Annotated in this window: 22 protein-coding genes and 4 pseudogenes; 3 read left to right on the top strand and 23 right to left on the bottom strand. The window is 54.3% G+C overall.

What is annotated here, in order from left to right; genetic code table 11:
• The first annotated feature begins 92 nt into the window (after window positions 1-92).
• Entirely contained in the window at window positions 93-1,772 is a 1,680-nt protein-coding gene (gene dauA, locus LPQ25_RS10270) for a C4-dicarboxylic acid transporter DauA (protein ID WP_004200291.1), read from the top strand.
• On the opposite strand, the gene LPQ25_RS10265 is transcribed toward dauA, so the two are convergent.
• Window positions 1,773-2,819 carry a MerR family transcriptional regulator gene (locus LPQ25_RS10265; RefSeq protein ID WP_014907373.1) on the bottom strand — a complete coding sequence of 349 codons (1,047 nt, stop codon included), beginning with the start codon at window positions 2,817-2,819 and terminating at the stop codon, window positions 1,773-1,775.
• A gap of 221 nt (window positions 2,820-3,040) precedes the next feature.
• Window positions 3,041-3,316 carry a stress-induced protein YchH gene (gene ychH, locus LPQ25_RS10260; protein ID WP_002910437.1) on the bottom strand — a complete coding sequence of 92 codons (276 nt, stop codon included), beginning with the start codon at window positions 3,314-3,316 and terminating at the stop codon, window positions 3,041-3,043.
• A gap of 272 nt (window positions 3,317-3,588) precedes the next feature.
• Here ychH and pth point away from each other — a divergent pair, with 272 nt between their 5' ends.
• Together pth and ychF are read left to right on the top strand one after the other, a co-directional pair.
• Entirely contained in the window at window positions 3,589-4,173 is a 585-nt protein-coding gene (gene pth, locus LPQ25_RS10255; protein WP_004180389.1) for an aminoacyl-tRNA hydrolase, read from the top strand.
• A gap of 117 nt (window positions 4,174-4,290) precedes the next feature.
• Window positions 4,291-5,382 carry a redox-regulated ATPase YchF gene (gene ychF / locus LPQ25_RS10250; protein WP_002910443.1) on the top strand — a complete coding sequence of 364 codons (1,092 nt, stop codon included), beginning with the start codon at window positions 4,291-4,293 and terminating at the stop codon, window positions 5,380-5,382.
• 81 nt (window positions 5,383-5,463) lie between these two features.
• Here ychF and LPQ25_RS10245 read toward each other — a convergent pair whose 3' ends face one another.
• The 21 genes and pseudogenes from LPQ25_RS10245 to LPQ25_RS10150 form a co-directional block, all read right to left on the bottom strand.
• Complete coding sequence (locus tag LPQ25_RS10245; protein ID WP_004145442.1) at window positions 5,464-5,793, bottom strand: DUF1869 domain-containing protein; 330 nt, start codon at window positions 5,791-5,793, stop codon at window positions 5,464-5,466.
• 83 nt (window positions 5,794-5,876) lie between these two features.
• Entirely contained in the window at window positions 5,877-6,791 is a 915-nt protein-coding gene (locus tag LPQ25_RS10240; RefSeq protein ID WP_002910453.1) for a sugar ABC transporter substrate-binding protein, read from the bottom strand.
• Window positions 6,792-6,922: 131 nt separating this feature from the next.
• Complete coding sequence (locus LPQ25_RS10235) at window positions 6,923-8,338, bottom strand: VasL domain-containing protein (protein WP_004200294.1); 1,416 nt, start codon at window positions 8,336-8,338, stop codon at window positions 6,923-6,925.
• A gap of 19 nt (window positions 8,339-8,357) precedes the next feature.
• A complete protein-coding gene (tssE, locus tag LPQ25_RS10230; RefSeq protein ID WP_004175538.1) occupies window positions 8,358-8,801 on the bottom strand; it encodes a type VI secretion system baseplate subunit TssE in 444 nt (147 codons plus the stop codon).
• 2 nt (window positions 8,802-8,803) lie between these two features.
• A complete protein-coding gene (gene tssJ / locus LPQ25_RS10225) occupies window positions 8,804-9,340 on the bottom strand; it encodes a type VI secretion system lipoprotein TssJ (RefSeq protein ID WP_004175532.1) in 537 nt (178 codons plus the stop codon).
• Complete coding sequence (gene tssG, locus LPQ25_RS10220) at window positions 9,321-10,337, bottom strand: type VI secretion system baseplate subunit TssG (RefSeq protein ID WP_074424896.1); 1,017 nt, start codon at window positions 10,335-10,337, stop codon at window positions 9,321-9,323. Before tssG ends, tssJ begins: the two co-directional genes overlap by 20 nt.
• A 29-nt stretch (window positions 10,338-10,366) precedes the next feature.
• The gene (tssF, locus tag LPQ25_RS10215) at window positions 10,367-12,130 is read right to left on the bottom strand and encodes a type VI secretion system baseplate subunit TssF (protein ID WP_014907371.1); all 1,764 of its coding nucleotides are present in this window, start codon (window positions 12,128-12,130) and stop codon (window positions 10,367-10,369) included.
• Between the two features lie 133 nt (window positions 12,131-12,263).
• Window positions 12,264-15,674, bottom strand: a complete 3,411-nt coding sequence (locus tag LPQ25_RS10210) for an ImcF-related family protein (protein WP_234599513.1) — start codon at window positions 15,672-15,674, stop codon at window positions 12,264-12,266.
• The gene (locus LPQ25_RS10205) at window positions 15,658-16,815 is read right to left on the bottom strand and encodes a hypothetical protein (protein WP_014907369.1); all 1,158 of its coding nucleotides are present in this window, start codon (window positions 16,813-16,815) and stop codon (window positions 15,658-15,660) included. The genes LPQ25_RS10210 and LPQ25_RS10205 overlap by 17 nt, the downstream gene beginning before the upstream one ends.
• 3 nt (window positions 16,816-16,818) lie before the next feature.
• Complete coding sequence (locus LPQ25_RS10200) at window positions 16,819-17,085, bottom strand: PAAR domain-containing protein (RefSeq protein ID WP_004175522.1); 267 nt, start codon at window positions 17,083-17,085, stop codon at window positions 16,819-16,821.
• Window positions 17,086-17,363: 278 nt separating this feature from the next.
• Entirely contained in the window at window positions 17,364-17,642 is a 279-nt protein-coding gene (locus tag LPQ25_RS27225; RefSeq protein WP_015874919.1) for a DUF6392 family protein, read from the bottom strand.
• Window positions 17,643-17,652: 10 nt separating this feature from the next.
• Window positions 17,653-17,834, bottom strand: a pseudogene (locus LPQ25_RS27220) (DUF6392 family protein).
• 120 nt (window positions 17,835-17,954) lie between these two features.
• Window positions 17,955-18,174 (bottom strand): annotated as a pseudogene (locus LPQ25_RS10190) (DUF6392 family protein).
• Window positions 18,175-18,306: 132 nt separating this feature from the next.
• Window positions 18,307-19,200: a formylglycine-generating enzyme family protein gene (locus LPQ25_RS10185; protein WP_015874921.1), complete on the bottom strand. Its 894-nt coding sequence runs from the start codon at window positions 19,198-19,200 to the stop codon at window positions 18,307-18,309.
• A 21-nt stretch (window positions 19,201-19,221) separates the two neighbouring features.
• Window positions 19,222-19,338 (bottom strand): hypothetical protein, encoded by a 117-nt coding sequence (locus LPQ25_RS10180; RefSeq protein ID WP_004217423.1) that lies wholly within the window; start codon window positions 19,336-19,338, stop codon window positions 19,222-19,224.
• 45 nt (window positions 19,339-19,383) lie between these two features.
• Entirely contained in the window at window positions 19,384-20,277 is an 894-nt protein-coding gene (locus LPQ25_RS10175; protein WP_015874922.1) for a formylglycine-generating enzyme family protein, read from the bottom strand.
• Between the two features lie 175 nt (window positions 20,278-20,452).
• Window positions 20,453-21,346 (bottom strand): formylglycine-generating enzyme family protein, encoded by an 894-nt coding sequence (locus tag LPQ25_RS10170; RefSeq protein ID WP_014907365.1) that lies wholly within the window; start codon window positions 21,344-21,346, stop codon window positions 20,453-20,455.
• 21 nt (window positions 21,347-21,367) lie between these two features.
• Complete coding sequence (locus tag LPQ25_RS10165) at window positions 21,368-21,484, bottom strand: hypothetical protein (RefSeq protein ID WP_004217423.1); 117 nt, start codon at window positions 21,482-21,484, stop codon at window positions 21,368-21,370.
• Between the two features lie 45 nt (window positions 21,485-21,529).
• Window positions 21,530-22,420, bottom strand: a complete 891-nt coding sequence (locus tag LPQ25_RS10160; protein ID WP_004180403.1) for an SUMF1/EgtB/PvdO family nonheme iron enzyme — start codon at window positions 22,418-22,420, stop codon at window positions 21,530-21,532.
• Window positions 22,421-22,441: 21 nt separating this feature from the next.
• Window positions 22,442-22,522: pseudogene (locus LPQ25_RS10155) on the bottom strand (hypothetical protein); the annotation flags it as partial.
• Between the two features lie 248 nt (window positions 22,523-22,770).
• Window positions 22,771-23,800, bottom strand: a pseudogene (locus LPQ25_RS10150) (hypothetical protein).
• Window positions 23,801-24,271: the final 471 nt, after the last annotated feature.

The following is a 24,271-nucleotide window of genomic DNA, read 5'->3' as shown; positions in this document are numbered from 1 at the left end:
TTTTTTTGTCTCCGCACCTTATTTGTATGATCAATGCCTCCTTCACCTGCCATTTAGTTGACAGATGATGCGCTCATGGATGAAACATTATTGTGAACAGATTATTTTCCTCACATGTGATGCCTTTCCGCGCCCTCATCGACGCTTGTTGGAAAGAAAAGTACACCACCGCCCGCTTCACGCGTGACCTGATCGCCGGGATCACCGTCGGGATCATTGCGATTCCGCTGGCGATGGCGCTGGCGATTGGCAGCGGCGTGCCGCCGCAGTACGGCCTCTATACCTCAGCGGTGGCAGGGATTGTGATCGCCTTGACCGGCGGGTCACGCTTTAGCGTTTCCGGTCCGACCGCCGCCTTTGTGGTGATCCTCTATCCGGTTTCCCAGCAGTTTGGTCTGGCGGGACTGCTGGTGGCAACCCTGATGTCGGGGATCTTTTTAATCCTCTTTGGCCTGGCGCGCTTTGGCCGCCTGATCGAATATATCCCTCTGTCAGTCACCCTCGGCTTCACCTCGGGGATCGGTATCACCATCGGCACCATGCAGATTAAAGATTTCCTCGGCCTGCAGATGCCCCATGTGCCGGAGCATTATCTGCAGAAAGTGGCGGCGCTGGCGATGGCCCTACCGACCATTAACGTTGGCGATGCCGCCATCGGCGTCGTTACTCTTGGCATTCTGATCCTCTGGCCGCGGCTGGGTATCCGCCTGCCGGGCCACCTCCCGGCGCTGCTGGGCGGCTGCGCGGTCATGCTGGTGGTCAACTTGCTCGGCGGCGATGTCGCGACGATCGGCTCGCAGTTCCATTATCAGCTGGCGGACGGCACTCAGGGCAATGGCATTCCGCAGCTGCTGCCGCAGCTGGTATTGCCCTGGGATATGCCGGGCTCAAACTTTACCCTGAGCTGGGCCTCGCTGCAGGCTCTGCTGCCTGCCGCCTTCTCAATGGCGATGCTCGGCGCCATTGAATCTCTGCTGTGCGCGGTGGTGCTTGATGGCATGACCGGCACCAAGCACAAAGCCAATAGCGAGCTGATTGGCCAGGGGCTGGGCAACATTGTCGCGCCGTTCTTCGGCGGGATCACTGCCACCGCGGCGATTGCCCGCTCGGCGGCGAACGTCCGCGCCGGCGCCACATCGCCGGTTGCCGCCGTGATCCACGCCCTGCTGGTGATCCTGGCGCTGCTGATCCTCGCCCCACTGCTCTCCTGGCTGCCGCTGTCGGCGATGGCCGCCCTGCTGCTGATGGTGGCATGGAATATGAGCGAGGCGCATAAAGTCATCAATCTGCTGCGCCACGCGCCGAAGGACGACATCGTGGTGATGCTAATGTGCATGTCGCTAACGGTGCTGTTTGACATGGTGATCGCTATCAGCGTCGGGATCGTGCTGGCTTCGCTGTTGTTTATGCGCCGTATCGCACGCATGACTCATCTGGCGCCGGTCAACGTCGAGGTGCCAGACGATGTGCTGGTGCTGCGGGTAATAGGGCCGCTGTTCTTTGCCGCCGCCGAAGGCTTGTTCAACGATCTGGAGACCCGGATCGCTGGCAAGCGCATCGTGGTGCTGAAATGGGACGCGGTGCCGGTTCTCGACGCCGGTGGCCTGGATGCCTTCCAGCGCTTTGTGAACAAGCTGCCGGAAGGCTGTGAATTGCGCGTATCTAACCTCGAGTTTCAGCCGCTACGCACGCTAGCGCGCGCCGGCGTCAAGCCGCTGCCCGGACGCCTGAGCTTCTACCCCGATCGTCAGGCCGCGCTGGCTGACCTGTGATCACCCGGCGGCAGGTCCCTGCGCCTGCTGCATCAAGGATCCGGTCGCCTGCTGCAGCCAGCTCAGCACCGCCGGCGTCATCCAGGTGCCCTTCATCAAATGCGGCTCCTGCTCCATTGCCCGACGAAACTTCTGCAACGTCTGCGGCCGGGTACCGGCGTAGGACTGAAACAGTTCAAGCCACGCCCGGGCCAGCGCCTGACCCGACGCCGAGTCCGGCGCTACGCCCTCCCGGCACGCCTGATGCAGCTTCGCCACCAGCGCAGGCCACTCCTGTAGCCGGTCAAAATAGTGCTGGCGGGTGAACGCCATCTCTTCTTCGTCAAGGTACCGCGCCCAGATGGCCAGTTTGCTTTCGGCAAAGGCCTCGGTGATATAGGCGATGATTGCCGGCGTGACGCCGGTCTGTTCAACCATTTGCGGCTCGGCGGCATGCATCTCGTTCAGGCGGGTCAGAAACTCCGGACGCCCGGCCGTATCCTGCTCCAGGCGCTCCATCCAGCGCGTCGCCAGACGCATCGCCTGCGGACTGTCCGTCGGGCAGCCGCTCGCCATCAGCGTCTGCACCTCCTCCGTTAGCTCGCGCCACGCCTGCGCCCGCTGTTCATCCTGTGCCGCAAACGGCAGCGCGGCTAACTCCTGTTGACTAAACCAACGATCGTACATTTTCATTAACTCCAGCGTCTGTAGCCAGGACTCCAGATCGGGTTCATTGCCGCTCGCCAGCGCCTCGCGCAGCACCAATAGTCGGTCGCGCAGCCTGCCAACATCGCGTAGCTGGGCGTTGAGCATATCTATCTGCTGCGTCAGCAGCTCGGGCAGCGACAGCGTTTGCCGATCGAGATAGTCCTTGATTGTGGCGAGCGTTAGCCCGGCCTGCGCCAGCGCCTTTATCATATGCAGGCGCTGAACCGCGGACAGGTTATAGAGCCGATAGCCCGCCTCGCTTCTGGCCGAAGGCGTTAACAGCCCCGTCTGTTCATAATGATGCAGCGTACGTACCGTCAGTCCGGCACGCTTCGCCAGCTCTCCCACCTGAATTAACATGACTGCTCCTCTCTGTGGCCAGGTCCGCTACTCTGCAGCCTGACGTAACGTCAGGGTCAAGCAAAAACCGCGCTTGCTATTCATTTTTGCTGGCAACCATAGCAGCACGAAGGCCAGGACGGAATGGGGGCGTAATATGGCGGGAAAAAGAGGAAGAGATAAAGTGAGACACAGAAAAGCGCATCGGCCTTCAGCGGCCGATGCGGGAAATCATGCTACGGTTAGCTGTGACGATGCTGGTTACGACGGCAGCGTTTATCGTAGTGGCGCACCCACCAGTAGCGGTCGCTGACCTGCTCGTGGCCGCCAATACGGGCACCGGCCAGCCAGAGCACTGCGCCAACGAAGATGCTTAGGATTGCGCCATGCGCAAAGAATTGTGGCAGGTTAAGCTGCGGAAGCTGGTTCAGAATGGAGTAACCTACCCCCACAACCATCACCACCAACCCTAACCCCATGAGTACGTTACCGAGTAACGAAGCGTTTTTGCGTTTCATGTGTCACCTCCGGACTTTGGGTTGCCAGGGAATGTCCCCAAATCTTATAGGTATAGTATAGACAAGGTCTCTTCTGCGGAGTGCGTCCACGATCACATTAGTGAACAGCGAATAGACAAAAATTTACAAATAAGTCTATGAACCATATCAAATTCTAATGATTTAGTGAGTAAATCATCAATGCGGGTATTGTCTAATAGCCAGAATTTTGTCAAGCGCGCCCGCAGACAGTACACTACGCGGCAGAGAATGCCCCATGCAGGATAGAAAACGTGACCATTAAACTGATTGTCGGCCTGGCCAACCCCGGTGCGGAATATGCCGCCACCCGGCACAACGCTGGCGCCTGGTATGTGGATTTACTGGCGGATCGCCATCGTGCGCCGCTGCGCGAAGAGAGCAAATTCTTCGGCTACACCTCGCGCATCAACCTGGCGGGCGAGGACGTCCGCCTGCTGGTCCCCACTACCTTTATGAACCTCAGCGGTAAAGCCGTGGCCGCGATGGCGACCTTTTATCGCATCAACCCGGATGAAATTCTGGTCGCCCATGACGAGCTGGATTTACCGCCGGGCGTGGCGAAATTTAAGCTTGGCGGTGGCCATGGCGGCCACAATGGCCTGAAGGATATCATCAGTAAGCTCGGCAATAACCCGAACTTTCACCGTTTACGCGTCGGAATCGGCCATCCGGGCGACAAAAACAAGGTTGTCGGCTTTGTGCTTGGCAAACCACCGGCCAGCGAGCAGAAACTGATCGATGACGCTGTCGACGAAGCGGCGCGCTGTACCGAAATCTGGTTAAAGGACGGGCTGACCAAAGCGACCAACCGTTTGCACGCATTTAAGGCGCAATAAGCCGTTGGCGTGCGGCATTTTTGCCGCGCACCGTGTATAATAGGCAAAGCTATTCAATTTTCTGCAATCTGTTCCTTGTAACAGATTGATTATCCAAAGATTAAGGTGATTTAAATCATGGGATTCAAATGCGGTATCGTCGGTTTGCCCAACGTCGGCAAATCCACCCTGTTCAATGCGCTCACCAAAGCGGGTATTGAAGCGGCCAACTTCCCCTTCTGTACCATTGAGCCGAACACCGGTGTCGTACCGATGCCCGATCCGCGTCTGGACAAGCTGGCTGAAATCGTCAAACCGCAGCGCATCCTGCCGACCACCATGGAGTTCGTGGATATCGCGGGCCTGGTGAAAGGCGCGTCCAAAGGTGAAGGTCTTGGCAACCAGTTTCTGACCAACATCCGTGAAACCGAAGCCATCGGCCATGTGGTTCGCTGCTTTGAAAACGATAATATTATTCACGTCGCGGGGAAAGTGAACCCGGCGGAAGATATCGACGTTATCAATACCGAACTGGCGCTGTCTGACCTTGATACCTGCGAACGCGCGATTCACCGCGTCTCCAAAAAAGCCAAAGGCGGCGATAAAGACGCGAAGGTTGAGCTGGCCGCGCTGGAAAAATGCCTGCCGCAGCTGGAAAACGCCGGTATGCTGCGTGCGCTGGATCTGACCAAAGAAGAGAAAGAGGCCATCCGCTATCTGAGCTTCCTGACCCTGAAGCCGACCATGTACATCGCGAACGTCAATGAAGACGGTTTCGAGAACAACCCGTACCTCGATCAGGTTCGCGCCATCGCCGAGCAGGAAGGGTCTGTGGTGGTGCCGGTGTGCGCCGCCGTTGAAGCGGACATCGCCGAGCTGGACGATGAAGAGCGTGACGAGTTCATGGCTGAGCTGGGCCTCGAAGAGCCGGGCCTGAACCGCGTGATCCGCGCCGGTTACGCTCTGCTGAACCTGCAGACCTACTTCACCGCGGGCGTGAAAGAAGTTCGCGCATGGACCATCCCGGTGGGAGCGACCGCGCCGCAGGCAGCCGGTAAGATCCACACCGACTTCGAAAAAGGCTTTATCCGCGCGCAGACCATCGCTTATGAAGACTTCATTGCCTACAAAGGCGAACAGGGCGCGAAAGAAGCGGGTAAAATGCGTGCTGAAGGTAAAGACTACATCGTGAAAGATGGCGATGTGATGAACTTCCTGTTCAACGTCTAATCCCACTGGCTGGCGTTTTCGCCGCCACCGCGCAAAAAAATCCACGCAGCGGCGTGGATTTTTTTTTACCCAGGCGACACGCTACTCCACAATATGGGTATCTTCTGCCGCCTCGTAGCCATCAACGATCTGCACAATTTTCTTTAACTCAGCCTCAATAAAAGCCGGGGTAGCGCTTTCCCCTGAGGCCGGGTGATGAAGCTCCACCGAGATACCGCTGGCGGCATTGGTCAGCGACAGGCTGATCTCCTGCTGGCCCCGCGAGGACGAAGAACGCCCGATATGCTGCATGATAGCCGCCGCCGCCGCGCGCGTATCAACGTCTGCGAGATGCCCCCATCTCATTTCAACATGCCCCTGCTGCCCTGCCTTTATCACCTGCAGCGTATAGCCGCTTCTTGCCGTTGCCATGCCTTTTCCTCCGATTTAGTTGCCCGGGCGTCACATTATCAGCCCGGTTTTATCAGCCAGGTTCGCGCACCTGCGCCTTGCCGTTAATGACTCTTTTCCACATAGGTCTGCATGTTTTCTTTGGTCACTAACTCAAACGGGATCCAGACATGAGACTCGACCTTTTCTCCTTTAATCAGCTTCAGCGCTACCGCTAAGGCCGTTTTGCCCTGACCGACGGCGTCCTGGAAAACCGTCACCTGAATCTTATCGCTGGCCAGGGCTTTCAGCCCGTCCGGGGTGGCGTCGATCCCGCCGATCAGCAGCTTCTTCTGGCTTTTCTCCAGCGCCATCGCCGCGCCAATCGCCATCTCATCGTTGTTCGCCGCCACAATATCAATCGCTTCTCCGTTGCCCGTCCAGTTCTGCATCAGATCCATTCCCTCGCTGCGGGAATAGTTGGCCGGCTGTTTCTGCACCACTTTCATTGCCGGATACTTGGCCACCACCTGCTCCACATCTTTGGTGCGCTGCAGCGCGCCGGCGTCGGTGAGATTGCCGATCATGATGGCGACGTTGCCTTTGTAGTTCGCCAGCTTCGCCAGCGCCTCCATCTGCAATGTGCCAGACTCCCGCTCGTCCGAACCGACAAACACCACGCCGGGCGGTAACGTTTTATCCCCCGGCGTCCGGTTCACATACACCAGCGGCATTTTGGCCTGCTGCGCCATCTTCGTCAGCTGCGGGGTGCTGGCGGAGTCCACCGGGTCGACGATGATCGCGTCCACGCCGGAGGCGATGAAGCTCTGCACCTGATCGGCCTGGCGTCCGGTGTCGCCGCGGGCGTCTTCAAACTGTACGTCGACGTGGCGGGCTTGAGCTTCTTTCTCAATGGACTGGCGGATAATAGTGAGAAAGTTTTGATCGAAGTAGGCCATTGAGACGCCGATCTTCTCTGCTAATGCCGAAGCGGAACTGGCCAGAAGGCCTACTAACAGGATGATTTTACAGTGCTTCATAGTATGCCCCCAGAGATCGAAATAAAATTTTCAATACAACTGCAAACGGTATATTCAAATCATTTTCAGACTACGAAGGGCGTTCGGTTCTTGCAATATTGATGTAAAGAAAATGTTGCCATGCGCACACTTTATTTCACCGCCTCACTCACCGAGGGCTCACCGGTTGCGGGGAGCGCAGCGGTCGGCGACGCCGGCTGTTTTCGCTTCAGCAGGGCATACTCCACTATCAGCTGTTGCAGATGCAGCTCCGCGAGGCTTCCCCGCGCGGCTGGCCAGGGTTGATCAACGGGAAGCGCGGCCAGCTGGCGCAGCTGCTCCTCCAGCGGAACAGCGCGGTTAAACGACTGCGTGATGGCAAATACTGCGGTTTTCAGTTCGCTCACCGTCAGGTACTTCCCCTTCTGCTCGTCGAGGGCATTGAGCTGGTCGGCGAGCCGCTGCAGTTGCTGCATGCCCTCCGACCAGCCGGTAAGGTTTTCCGCGGGCAATGCGCCAGCACTCAGCTGCTGCCGCCACTGCTGCGCCAGCGGTTGCGCCTGATCCGGCCAGCGGATCAGGGCCTGGTGGACCAGCTGGTCGCCGTAGCTGACCGCCCAGTCCGGCGCCAGGCGGGCAAGCTCGCCAAGCTGGCGCTGCGTCTGTGGCAGATCAACCGGCCCCGGGGGCGTTGTCGCCGGCAGGCCCGGTATCGGTCCGGCATTTTGGGTGACCGAAATGGGCGGCAAGTCGGACTGACGCAGCGCCAGCCATCCGCCGACGGCGATACCCGTTACCGCCAGCATGGTAACCATCCCGGCGATAAACGGCTTCCAGCGCGGCGCGGCTGCGGGAGTAGACGCCGCCACCGGCGCGGGCCGCTTTGCAGGTGAAGGCGGAGCCAGCGGCTCAGCCTTTGGTCTACGTTTTAGGTCTGGCACTGGCTCAACCTTCGCCGCATCCTCTTCGCTGACCAGAGTGCCGGGAAGTTCCGCGTCAGACACCGCCACCGGCGGCGCGGTGGGAAGCGCTGGCGCAGGGTCGAGGCTCTCGAAGCGAGTTGCCGTGCTGTGCAGTAGCGCCCGCAGGTCGCTCAGCTGGTTTTCAGGAGCGATCTCAAGGCGCTGGAGTACTGCGTCGAAGCTTTGCAGCGAACGTTCAGCCTGCTCAAGCGACTCAACATCCTCTGGGGTAAGATTCAGGGTACGGATCACCTGCCGCAGCCGCTTGCTCAGGGTGCGGAAGATCTCTGTCCGGGCCGGGAGCGCCTGTGGCCACAGGTTTTTCCCCTGACGAACCAGCAGCGACTCCATCAGCGTCAGCCCCTCATTGATCCCTGCCACCCCGCCCAGCCGGGCGCGGGCCAGGGTATACCAGGCGACAGTCTGCAGGTCCGCGCCGTGATGCTCCAACAGCCCGCGGGCAAGCTGCTCGGCATACGGCCAGTTAATATCCGGCCGCGCCGGGTGGCTGAGCTTGTTCATTTCCGCACGCAGGGCCATAAAATCAGCCAGCGTGCGCGGGTCGCCACCGGCTTTATAGTGACGGTCGTGGTGTGTTGTCATCATGATGTCTTTCAGCGAGAGATTAGAGGGCGGAGCGGGCGTCAAGGTACTGCTGACGTTTGAGGTGGCGGATCAACACCCTGCCCTCGGGCATAAACTCCGTGCCGTAACGCACCAGGCCAATATCCTTCAGCTCCGCATCAATGGCATAGCGCAGTTCGCCGGGCGCATGCTGATCGAGCATCACCACCGCGATCCGCTGCAGGCGCGGTTCGTATTTCAGCAACACCGCCGACAACGTGCTCATCAGCTGGTGCGCCGACGCTGGCATCCCCTGGAGGACAGCGGTCATATCCGGCAGGCCGTAGTCCGGCAGATGCGCCAGCGTTCCGGCCCGACAGTTGAGGATGCGCTGCATGTTATCGAGCACCGACAGGATGACCTGATCCGTTTCGCTGACAGTATTCAGGTCAAGCCCGCCGGCGAAATTGCCGTACAGGATGTCATACAGGGAGGGACGAGGCATTTTCACTTCTCCTTAAACGGGTGCAGCGTCAGTTGATTTTGGCTGGCTTCGATAATGCGCGGCCTCGCCGGATCAAGTTCGTCCCGGGTGAGTACCAGCCGCCAGCTGTTTTGCGTCAGGTCTGGATCGATAAACATGGCCGCCACCGCCACAAACTGCGCGCTGGTTTCCATGGGCATATCGACGGTCACCGATTCGCCCGGACGCAGGCGAACATCTTTTTCCGCCACCCGGTCCGCCTGCAGCGCCTGGCCATCGCCGGCAAACAGCGACGGGTAGTCAGTATTGTCGAACGCTTGCCGGTCCTTCAGCTGATAAATACGCACCACCGTCGCCAGGGAGGCGCCTTTGGCGTTGTTATTCACGCCTTCCCGGGCGCGAAGATCCAGATGCAGGGTTTTCACCTGGGGGTAAAAAATGGACTGGGTCACGGAAACGGCACCGTCTTTCACGGTCTGCGTCAGTCCGCAGCCGGTTAAGACGGTAACCATGAGGAATGCCAGCAACCTGGCGGAGGGTTTAACTGCGGTAATCGCCATCTTCATCGCTCTCCCTGCGGTGGATATTTTCCCGGACGCGCTGATAGCGCCCCAGATAAATCGTGACTCTGTCGTCAGCCTGTTTCTGCGCATCCAGAGGACGCAGCACAGCGGTACGGCCGAGCTGGACGGCATGCTCCTGCTGGCAGCAAAGTTGCGCATCCGGCAGTAAATGGCGGGCGACGCAAAGCTGCAGCCGCACGTCAAGATGAGATCCGAGCCAGACGTGCAGAAGCGCCATCAGGTCGCTGAACAGTTCGCCGCCGGGCAGCCAGCCGCGAACCTCATCAGGCTTTTCCGTGGCCAGCTGCAGCAATACCTGACCGTTCACATCCGTGGCGTGGGTTCCCATCACTGGCCTATGTTGCAGGCTAACCGGCTGACGGACGCTCATCGTTAACGGCTGCGACAAGGGGATCCGGCAGGGATCGTGGTGGTACACCGTCGCCCGGGTCCCCGGGGCCAGGAGCGCCACCAGCGCCTCCATGCCTTCCCCGGATCTCCCCGGCAGCATCATCACCGGCAGCAGCGCCAGAAATCGCGACAGCGGCGATGCGGCAACGGCGGCACATCCCGGTATGCCCAGCCCCGCCAGGCCCAGCAGATACTGCGAGATGTTGTCCGTGCCGCCCGCCCGAAAGGTTGCCGGGTAGGAATATTTGCGCCATATACGGTAATACTGGGCGATCAGCCGATGGTTAAAGATATCGAGGAAATCCTCGGTGGCCTCGACGCCTTCCCGCCGTTGCGCAATGTCATCGCTATAGTGGGTCGGCAGCGGGGATTCCACGCCGTAGAGTCCCATAAAAGTCACGCGAACCGCCGGCGGACGGGGCGGTTCAGGATCGTCCATTCCACGGATTTCACCAGCCGGAAAGCCCATCCCCGGATGCGGGCGAAAGCGTATGGGTTCATCACCTACTAGCCAGCCGCTGCCGATGATCGGCGCCTTCGGATGGTTCTTCTCCAGCAACTGGCAGAAGCGGTAAAAATTCATGTACGGCAACTGAGGCCGGAGCTGCGCCATCAGCCGGGCAGGCGCAGACTGTGATTCTCTTTCCACCGGATACATTTCCCTTCAGGTTGAACAATGAGCGTCAGCTGGTTGAACTGATTCATATCGGCATATAGTGCGAAAAAGCGGTTGAGCATATCGCCAAACAGGTGGACATCGCCCGCACCGGTAAATCCGCTACCGTCGAGCGTCACTTCGATATCCAGCCCGCGCAGCAGGAAGCCCTGCTCGAAACGCTGAATTCGGTGATGGCTGACCGCCAGAATGGCGTCCAGACGGCGATTATTGAGCTCATCCTCCCGCCAGTTGTAGAGCGACAGCGTGCCGCGCAGCACCTCGGCGCTGCTCATCATGTTGAGAAAACGGGTGCCCAGATGGCTCATGACCCGCCAGTGGTAGCGGTCTTCCGCCGGGGGATAGGCCGGCAGCGTGGGCCTACAGAGATTGCGGACGGTAAGCGGCGTGGCTGATATCGACTCACAGCGATCCAGCAGCGTGCTCTGTAGCGCCCGGCGCGGCAGCTGGCCGTTAGTGCCGGTGATGCGCAAGGAGACCGTTTCCCGCGCCAGCTCCCGGTCAGCCTCCCATTGCTGTCCGCCGAGGATAAGCCAGGTATCGTGCATGCCGGTTACGCCCCGTTTTACGCGGGTGTGGTAGTAGCGCTCAGGAGCATGGCGACGCATCATCCCGCCCTGGTGACGAAAGCGGGTGAAAGGCACATAGCGCGCCTCCCCGGTGCGCCCGGAGCCGGTCACGCTGTCGACAGAATAGATTTCGGTATGCCCGTCCTGCAGGCGCTTCGGACGCAGGAGGTATTCGCTCTCCAGCCCGCTGATGGTCAACGGATCGGCCTCAAGGGTAAACAGGTTAATCACCGGCACACAGTGCAGGCGCAGGCTGCTTGCGCTGACGGGTAAATCACTTTGCCAGACCTCGCTGAACACCACCTCAAGCGTGAAATGCGATATCCCCGCCGGCAGGGTGATGTTTTCCAGGCCATTTAGCTGCACGAACATAAATTTTTCGCGAAAGGTGAAATACTCGAGCAGCAGCTGATAGCCGCTGAAAGCGCTCTCCCCCTTCGGCCATAAACGATCCTCCTCGCTGAATCCCCCCGGGGAAAAATAGCCGTCGAGGCTTACCCGCTCTGTCTGACCCGGCAGACGCAGGTACAGCGCGGCCTGGCGTCGGGTCAGCCACAGATGGAGGGCGCTGCCGGTAACGGCGTCTTCCCCCAGGTACAGCGCCAGGCGGCGGAGATCGGTCTGCGACCAGCCAGCCAGCTCGCTACAGGCGAATCGTAGTCGCAGGGCCGAACGCCCATCCGGCTCCGCCGTCATCATCGCCTCATCTATCGCCAGCGGGTTAAGCGTCAGATCGCGGGTGGTTCGGTACCGGCACACGGTATTTTTCGGCCCCAGTGGGCGGGAGCTAATCTCAAACCCGGCGGGCACCGTTTCCGCTATCTTCATCGCCGGCAGCGTTGGGGTCAGCGCCACGATCGATAACGACGGAATGGTGCGCAAATAGTGCGGCCACAGCATGCTGACCAGCCCCTCGGTCAGCTCCGGCAGATCATCATCAATTTTTTCGCGCAAGCGACCAACGGAAAAGGCAAAGCCTTCAAACAGGCGCTCAACGTAAGGGTCCGGCGTACCGGCTTTATCGAGATCCAGCATCGCCGCCCGATCGGGGTGAGCCTGCGCGAACGCTTTTGCCGCCTCGCGCAGGTAGCGCATTTCAGCGTCAAAATATCGCAGGGTTAAATCGTCCATTATGAATATTCCATTATTCGTCTACAGGGAGACACGCAGCATGGCTGCGCGGTCAGATTAGTTGGCCGTCGGGCGGCCATGAGCGAAGGAGGCCTGGCGTTGCAGGTTAACGCCAATCAGTGAGGGAGAAGGTTCAGTATCCCTCTTCGCCGGGTATATCGTCGGTCAGCGGAACACGTTCAGCAGACGCGCGCACGCTGAATATCGTCTCCGGTAGCGTAAAGTTTCGCAGCGCCAGCAGCGCCAGCGGTCCTTCCCCCGCCTCGGTACGCAGCGTGTAGTTCAGCAACAGACCATCCGGCGCTTTCCAGCTCAGGCTCCAGCTGCTGCTCGTTCCGGGATAAGCGCTGACCACCGCCTTATCCAGCAGACGGATCCACCCCCAGGCGCCCGGGAAATCGCCATACTGGCGGGTGCCCGCCCGGGTACTGACCCAGCTCAGACTGGCGCCCGGCGCTTCGGTGTCAGCGGGCCAGCTGAACCGCCGCCAGACCGGCATCTGGTTCATATAGACAAGTTTCTGACTGTCGATGACCAGCTCCGTCTGCATCACGCCGTCCGCCGTGCCGGGGCGAAGCGCAAAATGCAATCCCGCTTCGCCGTTGGCGAACGCGACGTCGGAGAGATGGCTCAGGGTATTCATCGCCTCCAGAAAGGCCGGGTTAAACGTCAGCCCCTGAGCATTGATACTGTCCGCCATCCAGCGGCTCCCCTCTTTATGCAGCACGCCGTTCAGCCGGGTCTGCAGAAAGCGGGCGATGCGCCCGCTCTCGCTGTCGAGGTATTTTGCCAGCAGCGGCAGAGAGACTTCACTGCTGGTATTTTTAAAGGGGTAGCGACCGCCAAAAGCGCTATTCCAGTCCTCCACCACCGCGCTGCGCCACTGGGCGTTGAGGCTTTCCGCCGCCGGGGTCAGCACCTGCTGCCAGGCCTGTTCCATTGGGCGAACAAACAGCGTTTGCCCAAATCCACTCCACTCCTGGCCCAGCCCCGCCGCCACCAGGCTGCCGTAGTCGCGCGTTTCGGTTAAATCCACGGCCTTGCCCTGGAATACCGTCTGCGCAAGCAACCGGGTCATCGCCTGCGGATCGGTGGCGTTGGTGACCTGCTGCAGGCGCAGACGCACCTGGGTGACGCGGGTCAGGAAGGTCTGCAGGCTAAGACGGCTGGTGGGTGTCCCGCCGTCGCGATTGTCCAGCAGCGCCAGTACGGGCCCGAAGGTGGCATCCAGAGGACCGCGCGCGCCGGACCGTTGATCGATGACGGGCGGGTTGTCACGGTTGAACAGCTGCCTGGCCGATTTGACCAGCGAATCGGCGATGGCTTCCCCGGTCTGGCCGGTTCGCCCCTGCACGCGCAGGGTGTTCATCAGCGCCACCAGCGGCGACTGGCGCACATCGGCCATCAGGGTCAGCTGGTCGATAGCATCGGAGAGGGTTGCCGCGCGCTGCCAGCGCAGACTGTTGAGGAAATCCAGCCAGGCGCCGCTAAAATCAGCGAAATAACGCTCCGCCAGCCTGGCTCGCAGAGCTTCCGGCAACGTCGACTGCGCGGCAGTCTGCTTCGTATCACTCAGCACCCAGTCCATTTCATCGCGGCGTTCCGCGACCACTTTCTCAATGGCCGGCTGCACGGCCTGCTCCCAGGCCTGACGGGTAAACATTCCCGGCACCACCTCATCAGTGCTGAACAGACGCGAAGCATCGGTGTCGGCAGTCATATCCGCCAGGCGCATATCGGCATACTGATTCGCCACCTGCGCGAGCATCTTCTGGTAAAGCGTGGACTCACTGTTGCGCTGGCCCATCTGTCGAATTAACCGTGTGCGCACCTGGCTGACCAGACCGTCATCGACAGGCAGACGCCACTGCGGATGCGACGCCAGACTGGCGGCATAAAATGCCAGCAGCGAAGGGCCGCTGCCCTGCCAGACGGCGTCGGCGATGCCTGAGCGCTGCGGCCAGTCCTGCATTAGCGTAGTGGCGAACCACGCGGCGTCCATTTTTTCCGGGCGGGTCAACATCAGATATTGTTTCAGTTGTCCGTAAGCGGTCTTCGTCATCTTCTCACGCAGTGGGCTGTCCGGCGGCAGCTGCACGAAAGCGGTGAGCTGCTCTTCCAGATGATGCGCCGCCGCATCGCGCAGCAGCGGCTGCGCCCTCTCTCCGTAGCGCGGGAACAGCGCCGCCAGCAGGTCATCGTTCTGACTGAGGCCTGCGCGGAGGTACCACGGCGCTCCGTGCTGCGAGCGGTATTCCAGTTGAGAAAGCGTTTTCTGTAACGCGGAGAGCGCATGCAGGCGTACGGCCAGCGGCTGTTTTCCCGCCGAGGCCTGCTGCACCTGCTCCTGTGCGATCGCCACCAGGTGGCGGTTGGCGATAAAAGAGACTGTCATTGAGGCGGCCCAGAGTAACATCAGGGCGGCGGCGGCCACGCTCATCCCACGCATCCAGTTGACTCCCTGTTTGCGCGGACGTAGACCGGCTGGCAACCACAGCACTGAGTCTGGTATCGTTTCCCAGCGGTTATCCCGTCCCCAGTGATGACGGACACTGCGACCAGCCTCTACTGACGCCTCACTAAATACCACCCCGGCCAGCGGCTGCGGGCGGTAAGGATTAAGCAATACCGATAACGGCTCCGTCACCGTTTCCGGTTTACGGGTCAACTGATCGGCCAGCGCGAGTAAAAAATTGTGCTGTGGTTGCCCGCATATCTGCTGGATGCCCTGCTCTATCAGTAACGACGCCAGGGCAGTGAACTGTTCGGCAACTATTTGCGGCGTACAACCTGCAGGTAACAGGCAGCCCACAGGCTGAGTGATACGTCCATTTTTTTCGTTGCCCCCCTCATACAGCGACCAGACGTATAGGGGTAGTTTCCAGCCAAGAGCTTCGAAGCGTAGCTTTAGAGAGTGAGACACACTGTCCATTTCATCTGGCGTGAGCCTGGGCTTCGTTCTGTTCATCGTTGTCAAAACGCCGTCAAAGCCCGATGTTACCCACACCATACCATCAGCCGGGCGATAACGCAGTTTACGCAGCGCTGTGAACCAGGCGTTATCTACCGCTGCCCCAGGGTCTCCACCCCACAGCAATAATGTACCCTGATCTTCCTGCCAGAGTTCCTGCGTGAGCTTTGGGGTCAGTTGTTCTACGTCTCTGACTGAGCCAATTATCAGCAGAATACGGACTTTGCGGGACCAGGCGCGTCCATACTGATAGCGTAGAGTCTGGCGAATTTCCCCCACCGTAATATGATGGGGAGGTGTCAGCGCCACGCGCCCTTCTTCGCCGGGTAAGACGCTGTCCTGCTGCGACTGCCGGCGATATAAACTCTCCTTCACACGGCGGGACATTGCAGGAAGGTAAAAAACAAATACCAACGCCAGACAGACCTGGACAAACGCCAGTACCTGCTCGCCCCGCGTATTGATATTCAGCATGCCGCCATAGCGGGTGATCCCCCACCATATTGCAGCCATCCCGGCCAACGTAAGCCCGGCCAGGCCAAACCGGCCCAGGCCATTACCCGGTATATTCATCTTCACTCCCTGGGGTGATGGTACTGATAAAATGTTCCTGTTCGCTGGAAAATAACGCCAGCAGGGGCTGTTTACGGAGGCTGACCAGATCGGCTGCCAGCGCGGTCAGGAGCCAGGGCGCTGCGGGTCCCGGAATACCGCACCATTTTTCCAGCAGCGCGATATCTTCAGCTTTCCATGGGGTATGCATTTTGCCGCCCTGCGTGATAAGCGCGGCGCTTCTTTCCGTCCATTTTTTTGCGTCCCCGATAACGGAGGGCGTCTGGCAGGCGACAGTCTGGGTTTCCAGAAACAGGGTGATATCGTCTTCAAAGTTCGTCATATCTAAGGGCATAGGACGTAACAGCCGTGATGAGTGCGGCAGATGGTATTTTTGCGCCACATCATCGCTGGTCAGCAGCAGCACGGCCAGCCCGTCGGAGTATGCTGTACCACCGTTGAGCTGGATGACCAGGAGTAAATTGACCGTCAGTACAGGCTGCTTCAGGCGCTCCTCCACTTCCGACAGTGAGAATGAGCCGGTAACGGTAATATCATCAGGCACGGCGCGGCCAGGAATGTGTTCTTTCCAGAGATTACTGAAACTGCTGGTCAGCTCAGGCGAGGGATTATCCGTGATCAGGGTGACATACAGCGGCAGCTCTTCCGGCAGGCACTGCACGCGCTCTTCTATACTGGTCAGCAGCGCATGCATCGCACTCAACTGCACGGGCTCTTCTGCCGGAAGGTAATTAATCCTGCGGGCAAGTCCGTATTGCTGAGGCCGCTCACTCCCCCAATGCGCCGCAGAAATATGATCCGGCAACAGCACTGCACTGCTCAGAACGGCCAGCCAGCGCCCGGCCCAGTCTTCCCACCTCTGCTGTCCGTATTCCGCCTCTTTCAGTAAGAACTGATGCGCTTTCAGATCCCTGTCCCACAGGTAGCAACGCAGGCAAAAAATCAGCAACCAGCATCCTGCAGGCATCAGGGATACCCACCAGATATTTATCACTGAGATAATTTTTACGGTGCCGGAGGCATGGAGGATAAAGAGCAGGACACCGATAATCGCCATCAGTACACCGGCAAACAGCCATCGGGTCAGTGAAGGAGCCGATGGCTGCTCCATGGTCAATGCTTTTGTTCGTACCCAGCCCATTTTTTATCCTATCGCGCATTCCGGCGCGCCGGAAATCACCTGGCAACCGCACTGACATTTGCAGCCATCGACCACGATGGCTTTACCATCGGAAGACCATTCCGGCGCTCCCTCAATAATGGCATTAGTGCCATGTCCCGGAATCGGGCAGCTGACTTTATCCCCCACCAGCGCTACGGGCTTTCCATTTACAATCATGGTGGAGGATGCGGAAATAACAGCACCGCCGTGCGTGGTTTTATCGCCGAGTAATACAAAACCTTTGGACATTGAATTTCCTTTTATATATCAGCGATACAGTAATTATTAATTAGAATACTCAATCGCATCTATTTCAACCTAAAGAGTGAGGCGATAACATTTAATAACAGACAAAAAACGGCCACTCCTATCAAAGGAAGAATAATAAACATAAAATAATATCTGGAATATCTGCACGCCTCTCTTTACTTAATACATACTTCTTCCCCCAGGTGATATCCCCTACATTAATAATTTTTCACTTCGAACGCCAATTGCCAGACGACCTTATACTCGCGAAAATCGCCTTAATTACTATTGCATGCTCTATACAATAAAAAAAATACACTAACAACAAAATAATCAGAATTATAAGCAAATAAAACAGACATTTTCTGATTAGGTGGCAACAGTGGGTATACCTCGCTAATATGACGACTATTGCTCCCTATCATTTTGCGTTCGCCATAACCTATGGGAAATCCAAAGCGTTCGCGCATCCATCGCTGCGTCATTACTGGTTCAAGACTAAAAGGCAGCGGATTAGGAAATAACCAAGCCGTTTTATTTTCATCTTCTAACCGCAAAGTCACTTCCTCAAGATTTTTTCTGGTTATTTATAAAAGATGAAAATATTCTTTCTCGCCTCATATCCAGCCTGAAAATGTCATCACTAACAGTAATCGTTGGTTTTGTTTTGTAGGGAATTAAACCTTGTTCATAAATATCCTGATAAGGTTTACCTAATTGCTTCACAAGTGTTCGATATCAATATTCATTTGCCACCAAGTCGCTTTTTCTCCAGCGCAATATGAATCTCCTTTGCTCGCTCCAGTGGATAAAAAGTCACGGTTTCTGAAAATAAATCCTTGTTATAGGTAAATCCGACAGAACTATTTTTATGAGGTATAGGTAAGGTATATATCTCTTCCCCCTATAAGCAGTCATAACAATTTTTGCTTCAACGTAAACCATCGGAAATCCTAGATAAGCCCGCACCCACTGGTGAATCATAACTCATTCCAGACCAAACGGCATAGGATTAGGAAACAGCCAGTCAGTTTTGGCTTCATCTTCAAACCTTAACATTTCTTCTTTCAGATTTTTAATGAGCACCACCTTTTCCGTTGACAATCATCGTTGATGACGATGAAATAATTTCACTACTGTACATGATTTTACCATCCATTAGAAAAAAACCTTATATGTTGAACGCCACCGATTTTTTAAAATAAGATATAGCATCACACATTATTTATTAACGACACAACGAAATACATACTGCGGACCAACACCATATTTTTCATAGTCATCGTCTTTACTAATCTTTGGCACCGGCAGATCTGATTGTCTGAACATGGTTAAAGCGTACTGTCTGTCGCCGCCAACATTCCCGCGCAGGACTTTTTTAGTACCCTGCGCAGGGCCCTGAGGATCGTTTACCGGAGAATGAGAGTAATAATCTGCTGCATACCAGTCATTGGTCCATTCAGAGCCACTGAGTCCCATATCATACAGACCTAAGGGGTTTGGCGGGAACTTCCCTAATGGATAAAAAGGAAGCCCAATACCATCAGTATAACTATCCAGTTCGTCCTGGTTCGGGAAATTTTCCCCGGGTAAAAGCTCACCATTGTTGGTAGCAAACGGAAGATACTGCCCTCTGGATCTTGCTGCATACTCCCATTGCGCCTCTGTCGGCAAATCAATTTTTTTACCGGACTCCTTACCTAACCACTGACAATAGTCTTTTGCCTGTTGCCAGGTCACATTTGCTGAATAATCATCGGATAATAAAGATGGATGATTTTTCATAAATGGACCTACCGGCAGTGCTCTTTTATTAGTAAGTTTTGAATACTCTCTATAATTCTTATTGCTAACCTTATATTTTGATAGTAAAAAATCACTTAACACAACCTTATGTAATACCTTATCATCCTGGTTTATGCTGAAAGGCAGTTTTTCACTGACTAATGGGCCAAAATCCCCCATTAAGAACTCGCCGCCCTTAACGGGAACCATGTTAGAAAGCGACTTAGCAACAAGCGCTTCAGACAAGGTTTCACGCTTGCCAGTACTCTTCTGGTCGCACCCGAGCAGTAAACTGGCGGCAACAGTAGCAACTACGATTAATTTTCTCATCTTATCACCTCAGCCATTGCATCAGGCAGTCATTGTCCCCGTCGGGTGCTGGTCGTCGATCATGGCAAGATATTCTGACATCAGGCTATCCGGGACAGGTTTAAATAGTCTCTCCGGTTTATTGGAACATTCATTCAACACTGTTGCTCCGGTTAAAATGATATATGTCACCACCAAACGACATTATTTATTGATGACGCAACGGAAAACATACTGCGGACCAACACCATATTTTTCATAGTCATCGTCTTTATTGATCTTTGGAACTGGCAAATCTGATTGTCTGAACACGGTTAAAGCGTATTGTCTGTCACCGCCAACATTCCCGCGCAGGACTTTTTCGGTCCCCTTTACGGGTCCCTGAGGATCGTTTACCGGAGAATGAGAGTAATAATCTGACGCATACCAGTCATTGGTCCATTCAGAGCCACTAAGTCCCATGTCATACAGACCCAGGGGGTTTGGGGGATATTTCCCCACTGGATAAATAGGAATACCTGCTCCATCAGTATATTCACTCAGCTCATCCTGGCTGGGGATGTTTTTACCGGGCAGGAACTCACCATTATTCGTTGCAAACGGAATGTATTGCCCTCTGGACCTTGCCGCATATTCCCATTGTGCTTCTGTCGGTAAATCAATATTTCTATCGGACTCCTTACCTAGCCACTGACAATAGTCTTTTGCCTGTTGCCAGGTAACACCAACAGAGTAATCACCTTTTTGCAAGGATGGGTACTCTTTTACCAGAATATTAATGGGAGGTTTTTTTATTCCTGTTATCTGCAGATATTTATTATAATCATCGTTGGTAACTTTAAACTTTGATATCGAAAAATCGCTTAATACAACCTTATGTAATACCTTATCATCCTGGTTTATGCTGAAAGGCAGTTTTTCACCGACTAATGGGCCGAAATCCCCCATTAAGAACTCGCCGCCCTTAACGGGAACCATGTTAGAAAGCGACTTAGCAACAAGCGTTTCAGACAAGGTTTCACGCTTGTCAGTACTCTTCTGGTCGCACCCGAGCAGTAAACTGGCGGCAACAGAAGCAACTACGATTAATTTTCTCATCTTATCACCTTCACCATTGCATCAGGCAGTCATTGTACCCGTCGGGTGCAGCTCATCAATCATGGCAAGATATTCTGACATCAGGAAATCCGGGATAGATTAAATATCCTATCCGGTTCAGCCGAATATTCGTTGAGCATTCTGATTCGGTTAAAATAAGAGATGGCATCACACATTATTTATTAACGACACAACGAAATACATACTGCGGACCAACACCATATTTTTCATAGTCATCGTCTTTATCGATCTTCGGAACTGGCAATTTTGATTGCCTGAACATGGTTAAAGCGTACTGTCTGTCGCCACCAATATATCCACGCAGGACTTTTTTAGTACCCTGCGCAGGTCCCTGGGGATCGTTTACCGGTGAATGAGAGTAATAATCTGCTGCATACCAGTCATTAGTCCATTCAGAGCCACTGAGCCCCATATCATACAGACCCAGGGGGTTTGGGGGATATTTGCCTACTGGGTAAAATGGGAAACCAAAACCATCTGTATATTTATCTAATTCATCTTTACCCGGAACATTTTTTCCAGGTAAATACTCACCATTATTTGTTGGAAACTGAAAGTATTGACCTCTGGATCTTGCTGCATATTCCCATTGCGCCTCTGTTGGTAAATCAATCTTTTTACCAGACCCCTTACCTAACCACTGACAATAGTCTTTTGCCTGTTGCCAGGTAACACCAACAGAATAATCTCCTTTTTGCAAGGATGGATAATTTTTTAAAAAAATATGGATGGGTGATTTTTTTACCCCTGTTATTTGCAGATATTTATTATAATCATCGTTGGTAACTTTAAACTTTGATATCGAAAAATCACTTAATACAACCTTATGTAATACCTTATCATCCTGGTTTATGCTGAAAGGTAGTTTTTGACCGACTAATGGGCCAAAATCCCCCATTAAGAACTCGCCGCCCTTAACGGGAACCATGTTAGAAAGCGACTTAGCAACAAGCGCTTCAGACAAGGTTTCACGCTTGCCAGTACTCTTCTGGTCGCACCCGGTCAGTAAACCGGCTGCAACGGAAGCAACTACGATTAATTTTCTCATCTTATCACCTCAGCCATTGCATCAGGCAGTCATTGTCCCCGTCGGGTGCTGGTCGTCGATCATGGCAAGATATTCTGACATCAGGCTATCCGGGACAGGTTTAAATAGTCTCTCCGGTTTATTGGAACATTCATTCAACACTGTTGCTCCGGTTAAAATGATATATGTCACCACCAAACGACATTATTTATTGATGACGCAACGGAAAACATACTGCGGACCAACACCATATTTTTCATAGTCACCATCAACTTCTTCTGGGAGTGGTGAAGCAGATTGTCTAAACATAGTCAATGCGTACTGTCTGTCGCCGCCAACATTCCCACGCAACACTTTCTCGGTCCCTTGCTCTGGTCCCTGAGGATTCTTTACCGGAGAGTTGGAGTAATAATCTGCTGCATACCAGTCATTGGTCCATTCAGAACCACTCAATCCCATATCATACAGCCCTAAGGGATTTGATGGGTATTTACCTACTGGATAAATGGGAAGCCCCATCCCGTCAGTGTATTTATTCAGTTCATCCTGGCTTGGGACATTTTTTCCTGGTGAAAACTCACCATTGTTAGTAGCAAACGGAAGATACTGACCTCTGGATCTTGCTGCAAACTCCCATTGTGCCTCTGTCGGCAAATCAATTTTTTTACCGGATTTTATACCTAACCACTGACAATAATCTTTTGCCTGTTGCCAGATAACACCTGCAGGATAATCCCCCTTTAGCAGAGAAGGATGACGTTTTGCCAGTATATCCACAGGTGGATTTTTTTTATCTGTTACTTTCAAATAAACATTAAAATCATCGTTAGTGACTTTATATTTTGATATCGAAAAATCACTTAAAATAACCTTATGTAAATTTTTATCATCCTGTTGTATGCTGAAAGGTAATTTTTCACCAACTAATGGACCAAAATCACCCATTAAAAACTCACCACCCTGAACGGGGACCATATTAGAGACCGATTTATCCACAAGTGCTTTAGCTGCTTTTTCACTCCCGGTGGTATTTCCCTGATCGCACCCTGTCAGTAAACCAGCAGCAACGGAAGCAACTACGATTAATTTTCTCATCTTATCACCTCAGCCATTGTATCAGGCAGTCATTGTACCCGTCGGGTGCTGGTCGTCGATCATGGCAAGATATTCTGACATCAGGATGTCAGGTATGGGTTTAAATGGCTCATCCGGGTCAACAAAAACCGGGAGGTTATTATGCAGTAAGGTGAGCTTTTCGCCATAATTGGTGTAAAAAAACAATTTTTGTTCCCCGATACCTAAAAAGTTAATCACATCTTTTTCATTCAGTTCTTTATTACCTTTCTTCTCCCCTGGCGACAACGTCAAATGCTGCATGACATTGTTATAATCTGCCTGACTTTGTATCCACTTCAGCGCCATAAACACCGCTTGTTTTCGCCTCTTTAGAGGACCGAGCTTCCAGCTGTTAACGGAAAAAAAATCATTATTCTGATTGCGAGGGTCAAGCCAGTCCGCCCAGTTCTGATCAATTAATGTGGCAATTACTGCCCCTTTTGTTTCCGGGGGGGTATACTTAAGCTGATCAGGATTAGATAAAATACTATTCATTAAATAGACTCGTTTATTTTCATCCAAGATGTCGGTTTGGATACGTTGTAACACTGCAAGCATATCATCAAGCATAGCTTCCGCTGCCTGTACACCCTGTGCAGCCATAATAATAGGAATTGCGCATAAAGATCGAAAGGCATCCCCTGCCATCATCTGCTCAAGCTTCTGATAATCCACATTCCTTAGCATAAACATAAAACTCTTCATAAAAGCCGCAAAACTGCTGCCATCAACTTCAAAACCGACTTCCCCTTTGGCTCCCACTCCCCAACATAAAGCCGCTTTACAGTAAATACGAAAACGTCCCTGAATATAGGTGATATAAAAAACCCCACTTCCCCCAGCGCCTGCCTGCACCGTCATCCCCGCTTCCAGTTTGGCTATCGCGGCAAACTTCTTCTCTTTATTGACAAGGGGTTTGTTATCTTTTTCAACACCTATAGCTACTGGCGTATCATCAGGATGCGGGTCAAACCACTCAATGGCACCACTGATATTACCTCCCGCCTGAGCACCAACAAAAACACCAATTTCACCTCCCCCCTGTGCTTCAGGTATTGTTGAGGTCTTTAAATTCACCTGCTGCTGTCCTGGTAACGGTGGGGCAGTCAGGGTTGCAGGACGGCCTTTAATGCCATAGCCCTTTCCCATTTCTCCACTCCAGTCTGCTGTCACCCCTAATTCAATTGCAGCACTGGCACCAACGCTACCTGACAATACCAGTTTCATGGCAAAACGCAGCGCTCCCATATTACAGACACCATCCGGTATCTGTGGAGTCACTTTTTTCGCCGGAAATAAAAGGCTGACACCTAACCTGTCCGGCAGGTACAGGGCCGTTTCGGCCTTCGCCTCCCCCAGTGCAAAACTGGCATGACCTTCAATTTTTCCCTCCAGTTTTTTTTCTGACGGATTATATTCCGCTGATGCACCCGCTCCATGGCTGTAGCGCATCAGTTGAGCCTGCGCGCTGATATCAACATACTGGTGATAAACAGATTCATCGACTTTACCATCCCCCTTTGGCCAGGTCAGAGATTTGTTCATTTCCTCTGCCCAGTGACTGACAATAACATTCGTATCGTCAACAAGATCGAATTTCAGTGAAACAGGTACGTTACTTAGTTGTTTTTTTAGTTCTGCTGTATCTATTTTTCCCTGACGTATGGTTTTATTAACCTGATTACCATTCGCATCCTGAGAAACAATAGTTTTGTTTTTATATTTTATGAAACTAGCTTCACCACTTTTTTTATCAACTTCGCTGAGCTTATATGTTCGCCACTGGTGTTTTATTTTATCGGAACGCACATAAGTTTTCTTGAATCCTTT

Origin of the sequence: Klebsiella sp. KPN54798 (assembly GCF_021184225.1) — a bacterium.
GTDB lineage: Bacteria > Pseudomonadota > Gammaproteobacteria > Enterobacterales > Enterobacteriaceae > Klebsiella > Klebsiella pneumoniae.
This window is presented reverse-complemented; position numbering and strand designations above follow the sequence as displayed.

Bases quoted from the DNA above. Each gene is read 5' to 3' on its own strand.
- LPQ25_RS10265 (WP_014907373.1), bottom strand. From the start codon at position 2,819: ATGTTAATTCAGGTGGGAGAGCTGGCGAAGCGTGCCGGACTGACGGTA.
- ychH (WP_002910437.1), bottom strand. From the start codon at position 3,316: ATGAAACGCAAAAACGCTTCGTTACTCGGTAACGTACTCATGGGGTTA.
- ychF (WP_002910443.1), top strand. From the start codon at position 4,291: ATGGGATTCAAATGCGGTATCGTCGGTTTGCCCAACGTCGGCAAATCC.
- LPQ25_RS10245 (WP_004145442.1), bottom strand. From the start codon at position 5,793: ATGGCAACGGCAAGAAGCGGCTATACGCTGCAGGTGATAAAGGCAGGG.
- LPQ25_RS10240 (WP_002910453.1), bottom strand. From the start codon at position 6,791: ATGAAGCACTGTAAAATCATCCTGTTAGTAGGCCTTCTGGCCAGTTCC.
- LPQ25_RS10235 (WP_004200294.1), bottom strand. From the start codon at position 8,338: ATGATGACAACACACCACGACCGTCACTATAAAGCCGGTGGCGACCCG.
- tssE (WP_004175538.1), bottom strand. From the start codon at position 8,801: ATGCCTCGTCCCTCCCTGTATGACATCCTGTACGGCAATTTCGCCGGC.
- tssJ (WP_004175532.1), bottom strand. From the start codon at position 9,340: ATGGCGATTACCGCAGTTAAACCCTCCGCCAGGTTGCTGGCATTCCTC.
- tssG (WP_074424896.1), bottom strand. From the start codon at position 10,337: ATGAATTTTTACCGCTTCTGCCAGTTGCTGGAGAAGAACCATCCGAAG.
- tssF (WP_014907371.1), bottom strand. From the start codon at position 12,130: ATGGACGATTTAACCCTGCGATATTTTGACGCTGAAATGCGCTACCTG.
- LPQ25_RS10210 (WP_234599513.1), bottom strand. From the start codon at position 15,674: ATGAATATACCGGGTAATGGCCTGGGCCGGTTTGGCCTGGCCGGGCTT.
- LPQ25_RS10205 (WP_014907369.1), bottom strand. From the start codon at position 16,815: ATGGGCTGGGTACGAACAAAAGCATTGACCATGGAGCAGCCATCGGCT.
- LPQ25_RS10200 (WP_004175522.1), bottom strand. From the start codon at position 17,085: ATGTCCAAAGGTTTTGTATTACTCGGCGATAAAACCACGCACGGCGGT.
- LPQ25_RS10185 (WP_015874921.1), bottom strand. From the start codon at position 19,200: ATGAGAAAATTAATCGTAGTTGCTACTGTTGCCGCCAGTTTACTGCTC.
- LPQ25_RS10175 (WP_015874922.1), bottom strand. From the start codon at position 20,277: ATGAGAAAATTAATCGTAGTTGCTTCTGTTGCCGCCAGTTTACTGCTC.
- LPQ25_RS10170 (WP_014907365.1), bottom strand. From the start codon at position 21,346: ATGAGAAAATTAATCGTAGTTGCTTCCGTTGCAGCCGGTTTACTGACC.
- LPQ25_RS10160 (WP_004180403.1), bottom strand. From the start codon at position 22,420: ATGAGAAAATTAATCGTAGTTGCTTCCGTTGCTGCTGGTTTACTGACA.